Raw genomic sequence first — 11,369 nt, forward strand, 5'->3', positions numbered from 1 at the left:
TCCCTCTTCGTATAAGGCGGAGACCAAAGAAACACCATTGCCGTAAGAACCGGCGTATCCTGGGAGACAGTATTGAGCAACGCCCACAAGTCGTTAATGGCCGGCAGGAGTTCGGCCATTGGGAAATCGATACCATTGTGGGAAAACGCAAAGCAGGGGAAGTCCTTCTTTCCCTAGACGAACGGATGACACGCTGCCGCCATGTCATCAAAATATCGGGAAAGACAAAAGAAGGTGTTAGGAAAGGACTTGAAATATTGCGACACCAATACGGCAGCTTATTCCCCAAAGTATTCCGGAGTATTACCAGCGACAACGGAAGTGAGTTCAGTGGTTTAAGCAAATTATTTAAGGAAGGAAAAGTCTATTTTGCCCATCCATATTCTTCAGGGGAGCGTGGAACGAATGAGAAGCATAACTCCCTGGTACGCCGCTTCATCCCCAAAGGGAAGGATATAAGTGCTGTACCAGAATACGTGGTACAAAAAGTGCAAGATTGGATTAACAGACTTCCACGGCGTCTACTTGGTTATCACACACCGGAAGAGCTTTTCAAGGAGCAGATTGCCCGATTTTCATCCGCTACATAATTTTTCTGTGTGACTGTCCGATTTGATATTGCAATTTAGTATATGTCCGTACGGTACTGGATTGCAAACGCATTATTATCTATCTTGATCATCCCTTCGATATGCATATCATTACCAAGCATTTCCTCATTTTTTACTTTTTCAAGAAATGCACCGTCTGCCTTGTCAAAGACGTAAAATAAATTATCAGACACTGCCACAATGAGATATTTTGGCAAGATATTTTGGCAAAGTCACAAGATGCGGTCATTGGAATCTATAATAAAATAAGATCTATCCCTATTTTTATCATACAGGAAAATAACCTGTAATAAGTTTACAGGCTTTCAATTTCGTAAATAACTATTTATATTATGAAATAAATTTTATTATTATCAAAATTATTATCTATTATCAAAAATAAGTATTCATTTTCTTAACCGATTTATTTCAATAGCTTTGTGGCAGGAAATACATGGGATCCACTGCTTCTCCATTAATACGGACCTCATAGTGGCAGTGAGGACCGGTACTGTTTCCCGTGCTCCCCATAAGGGCAATCATGCTGCCCTGGTCCACATGCTGTCCTTCATAAACCAGAACAGCGGAATTATGCCCATACCGCGTAACAATACCATCGGCATGTTTTACTTCCACAAGGTATCCGTAGCCGCCGACCCAGCCTGCCTGCGTGACAGTCCCCGCAGCAGTCGCAGAAATAGGTGTGCCGTAATCGCCGGCAATATCTACTCCTTCATGAAAAGTAGATCCGATACCGCCAGGGCTGGTTCTGTATCCGTAGTAGCTGGAAATAGGACCCGCAACTGGCCATATGTTCGGCGTTTCCGCCGTGGGATTCAAAACAGAGCTGACTGTTCCATAGGCTTGGTTCATAAATTCAGAACGGAGCGCGACGACAAGACGTATCTGCTTATCTAAACGTTCATCAAGGCGGCGCATTTCTTTCAAAAGTTCCCCCGGCGTTTCCGAAACAGCAATTTTCTCATCATCTTTTTTCTTATTGCCTGCCGTTTTTGCTATGTCAGGAACAGTGGAAGCGCCGCCAATACCGCCGGTCCCTGTATTTTCAGGCACGGTTCCGCCATTCGTACGAACGAGCTCCTGCAATTGTCCGCTGATTTTTTCTACGGTTTTGGCTTTATTTTCAAGGGCCTGCATTTTCTCATCCGCCATTTTAAGCTGGCTTCGATAAAGTTCATTTTCTGCGTGAAGCGCATTCGTGCTGTATCCCGCCCATCCCGCCAAACTGATGGAAAGAATGAGAAGTACCGCTGCCGCACCACCAAAAATTTTCAGTTTTTTAAATTCTTCAGATGAAAATATGACTTTCACTTCACCTGTTTCTTCGTTTTTTTCTTTAATCATCCACACACCTGCCAATCTATTTCAAGGAAATATCCCTATTGCCTTTCATTATTTCTTTTCTGTCCGGTCGATACGCCGGGCAGATGGATTTTCATCATTTTTCTCTTTGTCGGCATGGACTGCATCTTCTGCCTTTTTCGCCACATCAGGCATAAGCGTATTCAGCGCTATACCGATACTTTCCGCTTCTTCTGCGGAAAGTGCTTCCCTGCATTCACCACCGGTCACAGCTTTTGCATAAATGCGGGACGCATCATGACCAGCCAGAGAAGAAAGGACGACGCCATTATTTTTGCCGTCCAGAAGGGTAAGAGAAAAGGAAAGTTTATCTCCTGTTTCATCAAAAGCATCATACCGCACCAAACCAATTTTCTGAAAAGATTTCAGCTGCATCGTAGCCAGAAGCTCCTGCTGATGAAGCATACCCTGGGAAGATTCCACCATATCCCGAAGTTCCCGCACTTCTGTGGACAACTTCATTTCGATGGAACCGCCGTCTTCACCCATCATAAAATATTTATATTTCCTATACAGACGATTCACCTTAGCCCGGAGCCAAAAAAACTGGAGAATAAGAAATACCAGTAAAACCGCAAGAATCGTGCCGATTACGGAAAGTATGAGCTGATAATTGATATTGAATTCTAAGATATCCATGGATTCATTTATTCTCCCTGTTTGAGAAGTTTTGTAATACGTTCAAATTCTTTGTCACTTTTAAAAGAAATGGAAATGGTGCCTCTGTGACTGTTTTTCCCTTTTCCCACTTTAATTTTTACACGGGATCCTACGGCATTCACCAGATCTTCTTCCAGCGCACGGAGATACGCATCCGCTTTATCCGCAGGCTTCCGCTTTTGTCCGTCTTTTTCACGGCGGAGGATTTCCTCGATACGCCGTGCAGAAAGATCTTCTTCCACAATTCGGCGCGCAAGCGCGATCTGCTCGGCAGGTGTTTCCAATCCTAAAAGGGGACGCGCCTGTCCCGCCGTCAATTTCCGCTCCAAAAGAAGGCTTTTTACCTCTTCAGAAAGCTCCAGAAGCCGCATCATATTCGTCACATAGGAACGGCTCTTACCGATAAGGTTTGCCATCTTTTCCTGTGTAAAATGATATTCACTGATCATCCGCTGATAGGCAAGTCCTTCCTCAAGAGGATTCAGATCTTCACGCTGCAGATTTTCAATGAGGGCAATTTCCGCTGTTTCCTGATCGCTGTAATCGCGGACAAGAGCAGGTATTTCCACAAGCCCCGCCAGCTGGGCCGCTCTTAAACGACGCTCGCCGGCAATAAGTTCATATCCGCTGTCTTTTTTTCTTACAATAACCGGCTGGACGACGCCGTGTTCCTTGATGGATTCCGCCAGAGCATTTAAAGATTCCGGCTCAAATTCACGCCGCGGCTGCCATTCATTGGGAACAACAAGGGAAATGGAAATACTTTCGGTATTCTTTTCTTCCATCACTTCTTTCCCGAGCAGCTCTCCCAATCCTTTTCCCAATCTTTTGGTCTTAGACACGTTTAATCACCTCACGGCACAACTTTTTATATGCTTCCGCCCCCTTGGATTTCGGCGCGTATGTAAGTATAGGTTCACCAAAACTCGGCGCTTCCGATAACTTCACTGATCGGGGAATTACTGTACGGAAAACTTTATTTCCAAAATATTTCTTCACTTCATCAGCTACCTGAAGGGATAAATTCGTCCTGCCGTCAAACATCGTCAGCAATATCCCCAATATGGACAAACCCGGATTCAGCTTACGTGTCACGACCTGTACTGTCTTCACCAGCTGGGAAAGTCCTTCAAGCGCATAAAATTCTGCCTGAATGGGAATAAGTATTTCCTGTGATGCTACAAGAGCGTTCAGCGTCATAAGACCTAAAGAAGGAGGACAGTCAATCAAAATGAAATCATATTTATCGCATACCTGATCCAGTTTTCTTTTCATAAGAAATTCCCGTTTTTCCATGGAAACCATTTCAATTTCAGCCCCTGCCAAATCAATGGAAGCGGGGAGAATGGATAATTTCTTTATGTCTGTCTTGACGACGGCTTCTTCGATGGAGACATCATCTAAAAGCACATCATACAGCGTTTCCTCAAACTCCACATCTTTGCTGAGTCCGCTGGTGGCGTTTCCTTGGGAATCCGCGTCCACAAGCATCGTCTTATATCCTTTGTCCGCCAGGAACGCAGCCAGATTTACCGCTGTTGTGGTTTTTCCCACGCCGCCCTTCTGGTTAATGATACTGATGATCTTCCCCATAGCTTACATCCTTTCACAGATAGTTCATATTATTATACCATAAAGAGACGATTTATTTTATCTCCTTATGTTTCACGTGAAACATATAAAGCATTTTTCCAATCTTATTCTGTATTCTGTTATAATCTATCTATACTTTTGAAATAGGATTACAAAAATACTTACGAAAGGGCCGATTCTTATGTCTCTGACCTTTTTACATATACTGATCATCTCCGCCACGGTCTTTGCCGTCATTGGAAGCGGATTTTATGTTTCCCGTTCCGTAAGATCCTCTGCAGGGTACAGTGTGGCAGGACGAAGCGCCGGGGCCTCTCTTGTCGCCGGAAGCATCGCGGGAACGGTCGTCGGGGGAGGCGCTACGGTAGGTACGGCACAGCTGGCTTACTCTTTTGGCCTTTCTGCGTGGTGGTTTACCCTGGGAAGCGGTATCGCTTTCATCCTTATGGGTATTTTCTATGCCAAACGGCTTCGCAATACAGCACTGGAAACAATTCCTCAATATCTGGAACTTTATTACGGAAAGAAGGCCGAGATGCTTTCTTCCATTATTTCTTCCATCGGTATCCTTCTGTCCGCTGTTGCCAGTTCACTGCCGGGCATAGAGATCATTTCCGCCCTTTTCGGGCTGACGCCTTTTCTGTCCGCCCTTCTCCTTATGGCTCTCGTTATCGCCTATACTTTTTTCGGAGGCATGAAAAGCGCCGCCGTCAGCGGTATCCTGAAAATGGTAATTATCTGGATTTCTCTATTCATATCCGGCGCCATTGCTTTTCTGCTGTTACAGGAAAACAATACCCTTTCTTCATTTCCCGCTTCTCATTTTGATCTGATGGGGCAGGGCACAGATTCCGCAATGGCCCATTTATTTTCCGTCATCGTTGGCGTACTCTGCACACAGACTTATATCCAATGCATCTTTTCAGCAGGTACCCCTTTGAAAGCGGCTTCCGGCTGCTTCATTGCAGCACTTATCGTCATCCCCATCGGGCTGCCGTCAGTAGCTGTCGGTATGTACATGCACGCCGCAGAGCCCGGAACCTTACCGATCTTAGTCTTGCCCACCTTTCTGGTCAATCATGTGCCGGTCCTCATCGGCGGCCTTGCCATGAGCGGCATCATTCTTTCCCTACTGGGAAGTATCGGGGGACTGTCACTGGGTATCGGCACTATGATTTCCCATGATATTCTTTCACCCCTGCTGAAAATTACTGATGACAAAAAGTTTCTCCGCCTGACAAAGCTGACCGTCCTTGCCGTCATGATTCTGGCATCCCTTATCGCCATCATGAACAGGGGGACAGAAATACTTTTCTGGAATTATCTTTCTATGGGACTCCGGGGAGGAGGCATCTTTCTGCCTCTCACGCTTGCTGTTTTCTGGCCGGGCCATCTCAATGCGGACTGGGCAGTGTTCTCTATGGCGGGAAGTACCATTGCCGCTATCACCGCCGCATTGGTAAAGCTTCCTTTTGATCCGCTCTTCATAGGACTTGCCGTAATCTTCCTTTTCATCCTTCCCGGACTCCGTTTGAAAAAAACTTTCTAAACTCATATTTCACGTGAAACATTTATAAGGAGATAAAATGATCAAAGCTGCTGTTTTTGATATGGACGGTACCATTTTAAATACCATCGGCGACCTCACTGATTCTCTGAACTACGCACTTGTAGAAACAGGACATAAGGGGGGACACTCCGAGGAAACAGTGAAACTCTGCTTCGGCTGGGCCATGCGTCTCGACATGATCAAAGCCATCGCCATGGCAAAAGGATTTTCAGCAAAAGATCTGGAACTGGCGGGGAACACGATTCCGGTGGAAGACATTCCCGCCACTGAAGAAGAAATAGACGAACTCATGGACGTCTTTACTTCTTACTATGGAACCCATAACCAAATCAAAACAAAACCTTACAGCGGTATACCTGAAGTTATTCGCACCCTCCGGAAAAAAGGTATCCGCTGTGCCGTAGCATCTAATAAAGACGATGAACATGTGCAGAGCCTATCAAAAAATCTGTTCCCCGGTCTTTTTGATATTTCCATCGGAAGAAACCCGGAAATGGCCATTAAGCCGGATCCGGAAATGATTTTATCAATAGCCCGCCATTTAGGAATAAAGGCAAAAGAAATCGTTTACATCGGTGATTCGGAAGTGGATATCATGACAGGAAAGAAAGGGGGATTCCCAAGCATTTCCGTTGCCTGGGGGTTCCGCACCGGAGAATTTCTTAAAAACCACGGAGCGGAACGGATCGCTTTTTCACCTGATGAACTTATAGAAATGATTCTTTCTTTATAAGCCAAAAAGGGAGGTAATAATGACTATACAATATCTGAAACTGGAAATATTTATTCCCACTACCCATTTCCGCATCCTGCAAAAAGCACTCCAATCGGTGGATGCCGGGCATATAGGAAACTATGACAGCTGCCTTTCTTACAGTCCCGTCAAGGGAACATGGCGTCCTTTGGAAGGAACGACTCCTTACATCGGCAAAAAAAATGAAATCAGTGAAGAAGAAGAATATAAAGTGGAAGTCACCATAAAAAAAGAAAATTTGGAAAAAACGATGGCCGCTGTCAAAGAGATCCATCCTTATGAGGAACCGGTCATTAACATCATTCCGCTCTATGCCGCCGGGATCTGATCAGAGTTCTTATAAATGATCCAGCACAGACAAAAACAGCCTTATCCTATAAAAGATAAAGCTGTCTTTTTTCGTGCCGCAGAGAAAGGGGAGGGGATACTGCTGACAGTCCGTCATAGACACTCCGGGGCAAAAAGACTCCGCCCGGAAAAAACAGCCTTGCCCAAAGAAGAGCAAAGCTGTCGGCTTATCCCTTATTTATGTTCAAATATATCTACGCGTCTGTTGTTCGCACGGCCGGCTTCCGTATCATTCGTATCTACCGGTGCTTCTTCCCCTTTGTACATACCCACCAGATGACTCAGATCTACGCCGTGAGCCACCGCATAGTCCGCCACCTTCTTTACACGGCGGATAGCAAGATCATCATTGTACTCTTTAGACCCGTTGGAATCTGTCCGTCCTACAAGCTTGAAAGTATGACCTGTTTCTTTTGCCGCCTTGACAAAAGCATCCAGATTCGCCGTCTGATCAGCGCGGGGAGTATCGGAATCATTTCCGAAATGAATACTGATAAAGTAATAATCATTCTCCGGAACCGCCGTCTCTTCTTCTGCCGGAGTGATGGTCACCGTGTCCGCCTCTTTTTTATTTCCTTTATTGTCCAATGCGGAATAATCGATATCATCTCCAGAATAAGCGGCTTTTCTATCGCTGCCTCCGCCGAAGCGGTAGGAAACACCTGCCAGCCACCCCTGATAGGAAACATTTTTATCTCTGCTCCCTTCTGTATTCAGGTAACGGTATCCCGCATTAAGGTCGATGTTTTCATCAAGAGCGAAATTCACACCGGCTTCCCAGATGGATGTATTCTTTGAGCCGAGCGCGCCTTTTGCATATAAATCAAGAACTTCATTGATCGGCTGGCGGGCGATGATACCGATCTGGGCAATGTCATTTTCCCGTTTTTCCGCCCCGAAAACACCGGTAGGAAAATCGGACATAGTGATATGGTTATACCCGGTATATAAAGCCACCTGAGGATGAACACTGTAAAGCAGATTTAATTCATGGCTGCGGCCGTCCGTATCATCGCTGTTAAGACCATAGTACTGGAACTGCGCCGCCGCCTTGTCGTTCAGTCCGTATGTCACTCCGCCGTTGAAATTCCATGCGCCGTTATCTTTATATGTACGGGTCTTCGCTTTTGTATTCCACATCCCTGCATTAATTTCCCACTGCCCTTTTGCAAATTCTGTCTGAGGAGACGCATAGACACTTATAGTAAGCGCCATTGCAGCTGCCAGAACCGCCGCTGTCTTTTTCATATATTTTCCTCCTTCATACTAATCAACTTAATTTATTTCATTATAGCATAAACATTCTTTTCTTAATTAAAACGGAGATACCCTCTTTGTTCATATTCAAAAGTACTATTCTGTAGAAAAGGAGTATGCAAAGAAAGCCATGACAATGATAAGGAAAAACCTTCCCGACTTGAATAATCATTAAACAGCTTTCTCCTCGCTTTTTTGAACTGCTATTTATTTCCTCCTTTCATTACATCCTGCATTTCCTCAATCATTCCTATATTTCCGCTTTCAATCAGCTTTTTGAATTCTTCCAGCTGGTCCTTAATTTCTTTCGACATCTCGGGGAACTTCGGCGCGATATCTTTCATTGCTTTCAAAACGATCTGAGACACCACATACCGGGTGAACCATTTATTATCTGCCGGTACGATGTACCACGGCGCTTTTTCTGTTGATGTTTCTTCAATCATTTCACTGTACAGATCCTGGTACCTGTCCCAGAAACGGCGTTCATTGATATCGGCAATAGAAAATTTCCAATTTTTCTTCTTGTTTAAAATACGTTCCGCCAAACGGTCACGCTGTTCATCTTTGGAAACATGAAGGAAGATCTTGATTATATGGAATCCGTTTTCCGCCAGGTATCTTTCCCAGTCACGGATCTGGCGATACCGGGTTTTCCAAATATTTTTATTTACCAGATCCTTGGGAATCTTATCATTTTCAATCAGATCATGGACACGGGTAACCACCACATCTTCATAATGGGAACGATTAAAAATACCGATATTTCCCCGGCGGGGCAGTGCCTTATTGATACGCCACATGTAATCGTGATCCTTTTCTTCCGTTGTCGGCTGCTTAAAAGAAACGACATGGACACCGTTCGGATCAAGATGAGAGAATACATGCTTAATCGTGCCGTCTTTCCCTGCCGCGTCCATCGCCTGCAGTACGATAATAAGCCCATATGTATTCTGGGCATACAGCTTCGCCTGGTACAGAGACAATTCTTCCAGTGCTGCTGTCATAGAAACAGTCTTCACATACTCCTTGTCCACATCCATATCACAATTCGTGGGGAACTTTTTCAGACTGATTTTTTCTCCTTCTTTTGCACGATACCGGTCGATATCAATTTTTACTTTCTTTTCTGTTTTTTCAATTTTCTCCGTATTTATGCGTTCTTCTTCCATTTTTTCCCCCTTAAAGAAATACAACCGTTTCTTATTTTTCTTCTTTTTCCATTTCTTTTCTTATTTCTTCCAACGGCTTGTCTGTTTCCTTTTTTATCATATCCCTGAACCGTTCCAGCTGCTTCTGTTCCTCAGGAGATAATTTCGGAAACTTCGGATCTATCTTTTTCAGCACACCAAGAGTAATGAGCGCCACCACATAACGGGTAAACCATTTATTATCTGCCGGTACAATATACCAGGGAGACCTATCCTTGGACGTATTTTCCAAAAGCTCTTCATAAAGCTCCCGATATTCATCCCAATGTTCTCTTTCATGAATATCACCCATGGAAAATTTCCAGTTCTTTTCATGGTTAAAAATACGATCGATAAGCCTTTTCTGCTGTTCTTCCTTGGATACATGAAGGAAAATTTTAACCATGTAAAAGCCATTCTGGTGAAGATACTTTTCCCAGTTATTAATCTGCTCATACCGCTCCATCCAGATATTCCTGTCAATCAAATCTCTTGGCAGCTGGCCAGTGCTGATTAAATTATGAACACGCGTTACAATGACATCTTCATAATGGGAACGATTGAAAATACCGATATTTCCCCTCGGCGGAAGTGCTTTATTGATGCGCCACATATAATCGTGATCTTTTTCTTCCGTTGTCGGCTGCTTAAAAGATGCCACGGAAACGCCGCCGGGATCCAGATTCGCAAAAACATGATTGACCGTACCGTCTTTCCCTGCCGCGTCCATCGCCTGCAGTACGATAATAAGCCCGTATGTATTCTGGGCATACAGTTTTTCCTGATATAATTTCAATTGTTCAATCACTTCAGGAAAAAAGGCGCTCTTCACTTCTCCTTTATCGATATTCACATCCCGCTTCGTAGGAAACTTTTTCAAATTCACTTTTTCATTTTCCTTTACGCGATACCGATCAATATCAATTTTTCCTTTTTTTATGTTTTCCATGGCGTCCTCCTTTACGAAAGATATCTACATCTTTATTATATTCCTTTTGAAGCGTTTATATGAAATAAAATTGAATTATCTAGTATAATAGAAAAAACAGAAAAGGAGGATTGGATTGATGGAAAGAAAGAATAATGAAAAAAGAACAGGCCGTCTGTCAAACCTGTCGGAAGTATTCCAACTTTCAAAGGAAGGAAAAACTCTCTTTTCCAATCCGTCATTTCGTTTCTGGCAGCTGCAAAACAAATGGAAACATATCGCCGGTTCCATGATCGCACGGGAATCTTACATTTCTTTTGAAAGGAAACAGACACTTTATATTACCGTCACCAATTCCGTCTGGATGAACCACCTCTATATGATGAAAGCGGATCTTCTCAAACGGATCAGAGAAGACGATTACGGGAAAAAGTACACAGATATACGCTTCGTTGCAGGCCGGGCGAAAATCGAACGCCCCCCGGAATCCTCTCTTGCCCCTGTAAACAACCGGCGGGAAAAAGAAGAAAAGATATATTCCGTTCCCCTTTCAGAAGAAGAGCGGAATTCTATCGATAAATGGACCGGCTTTTACATCTCTGACAATAATACCCGCAACCTTTTTACAAAAATGATGAAAGCCGCCGCAGCAAAAAGGAAAGGAGAAATCCGGGCCGGCTGGCATCCCTGTGCCATCTGCGGTGACCTTATCCCTCCCGGCATAAATACCTGCACTGTCTGCGAAAATAAAAAAGAACAGTCCCAAATAGGAAAAATCATGCTTCTTTTAAAAGAAACCCCCCATCTTTCCTACAACGAAATTTACAAAAAGATTCCCTGTGAATATACAGCTTACGAAGAAGGCAGAGAAACACTCATACAGAGAATACGGGAAAATATTTACAGGAAAATTGACAGTTCTCTTAACAAACGGATCCTCCTTTCCATGATTCTTCACAAACCGCTAAAAGATATTTCCTTAAGAGAAGCGGAAACCGCCCTCCGCAATATGCCGGAAACAAAATTTGACATTATCAATAAAAAATAATTATTTGAAACATCTTTCTTTTCATCCCCTTTTCATCCCATAATCCCT

12 protein-coding genes (1 of these 12 cut by a window edge) are annotated in these 11,369 nt (G+C 44.0%); 5 read left to right on the forward strand and 7 right to left on the reverse strand.

The window, feature by feature from the left end; translation table 11 throughout:
• Positions 1-590: the 3' portion of an IS30 family transposase gene (locus GCWU000321_RS06110; protein WP_007070269.1), read on the forward strand. 451 nt of this gene lie to the left of the window's left edge; 590 of the gene's 1,041 nt are visible here — the last part of the coding sequence; the start codon falls outside the window, past its left edge; its stop codon occupies positions 588-590.
• A 429-nt stretch (positions 591-1,019) separates the two neighbouring features.
• Here GCWU000321_RS06110 and GCWU000321_RS06115 read toward each other — a convergent pair whose 3' ends face one another.
• From GCWU000321_RS06115 to GCWU000321_RS06130, 4 genes are read right to left on the reverse strand one after another with little or no spacing between them, the layout of a single operon-like run.
• Positions 1,020-1,955, reverse strand: a complete 936-nt coding sequence (locus GCWU000321_RS06115; RefSeq protein ID WP_007070271.1) for a M23 family metallopeptidase — start codon at positions 1,953-1,955, stop codon at positions 1,020-1,022.
• 48 nt (positions 1,956-2,003) lie between these two features.
• Positions 2,004-2,612 carry a DUF4446 family protein gene (locus tag GCWU000321_RS06120; RefSeq protein ID WP_007070272.1) on the reverse strand — a complete coding sequence of 203 codons (609 nt, stop codon included), beginning with the start codon at positions 2,610-2,612 and terminating at the stop codon, positions 2,004-2,006.
• An 8-nt stretch (positions 2,613-2,620) separates the two neighbouring features.
• Complete coding sequence (locus GCWU000321_RS06125) at positions 2,621-3,475, reverse strand: ParB/RepB/Spo0J family partition protein (protein ID WP_007070273.1); 855 nt, start codon at positions 3,473-3,475, stop codon at positions 2,621-2,623.
• Positions 3,468-4,226 (reverse strand): ParA family protein, encoded by a 759-nt coding sequence (locus GCWU000321_RS06130; protein WP_007070274.1) that lies wholly within the window; start codon positions 4,224-4,226, stop codon positions 3,468-3,470. The genes GCWU000321_RS06125 and GCWU000321_RS06130 overlap by 8 nt, the downstream gene beginning before the upstream one ends.
• 181 nt (positions 4,227-4,407) lie before the next feature.
• On the opposite strand from GCWU000321_RS06130, the gene GCWU000321_RS06135 reads away from it, so the two are divergent.
• Genes GCWU000321_RS06135 through cutA form a run of 3 tightly spaced genes read left to right on the forward strand, consistent with a single transcriptional unit; the run spans position 4,408 to position 6,878 of the window.
• A complete protein-coding gene (locus GCWU000321_RS06135) occupies positions 4,408-5,775 on the forward strand; it encodes a sodium:solute symporter family protein (RefSeq protein WP_007070275.1) in 1,368 nt (455 codons plus the stop codon).
• Positions 5,776-5,812: 37 nt separating this feature from the next.
• Positions 5,813-6,529 carry an HAD family hydrolase gene (locus GCWU000321_RS06140; RefSeq protein WP_007070276.1) on the forward strand — a complete coding sequence of 239 codons (717 nt, stop codon included), beginning with the start codon at positions 5,813-5,815 and terminating at the stop codon, positions 6,527-6,529.
• A 19-nt stretch (positions 6,530-6,548) separates the two neighbouring features.
• Positions 6,549-6,878 carry a divalent cation tolerance protein CutA gene (gene cutA / locus GCWU000321_RS06145; RefSeq protein ID WP_007070277.1) on the forward strand — a complete coding sequence of 110 codons (330 nt, stop codon included), beginning with the start codon at positions 6,549-6,551 and terminating at the stop codon, positions 6,876-6,878.
• A 194-nt stretch (positions 6,879-7,072) separates the two neighbouring features.
• On the opposite strand, the gene GCWU000321_RS06150 is transcribed toward cutA, so the two are convergent.
• The 3 genes from GCWU000321_RS06150 to GCWU000321_RS06160 all read right to left on the reverse strand — a co-directional run bounded on the left by GCWU000321_RS06150 (position 7,073) and on the right by GCWU000321_RS06160 (position 10,294).
• On the reverse strand, positions 7,073-8,146 hold the full coding sequence (locus tag GCWU000321_RS06150; protein ID WP_007070278.1) for an OmpA family protein: 1,074 nt from the start codon (positions 8,144-8,146) through the stop codon (positions 7,073-7,075).
• Between the two features lie 212 nt (positions 8,147-8,358).
• Entirely contained in the window at positions 8,359-9,327 is a 969-nt protein-coding gene (locus tag GCWU000321_RS06155) for a polyphosphate kinase 2 family protein (RefSeq protein WP_007070279.1), read from the reverse strand.
• Between the two features lie 31 nt (positions 9,328-9,358).
• A complete protein-coding gene (locus GCWU000321_RS06160; RefSeq protein WP_007070280.1) occupies positions 9,359-10,294 on the reverse strand; it encodes a PPK2 family polyphosphate kinase in 936 nt (311 codons plus the stop codon).
• Between the two features lie 118 nt (positions 10,295-10,412).
• Between GCWU000321_RS06160 and GCWU000321_RS06165 the strand changes: the two genes are divergently transcribed.
• Entirely contained in the window at positions 10,413-11,321 is a 909-nt protein-coding gene (locus tag GCWU000321_RS06165; protein WP_007070281.1) for a DciA family protein, read from the forward strand.
• The last annotated feature ends 48 nt before the right edge of the window (positions 11,322-11,369 follow it).

It is taken from the genome of Dialister invisus DSM 15470 (assembly GCF_000160055.1).
Classification (GTDB): Bacteria; Bacillota; Negativicutes; order Veillonellales; family Dialisteraceae; genus Dialister; species Dialister invisus.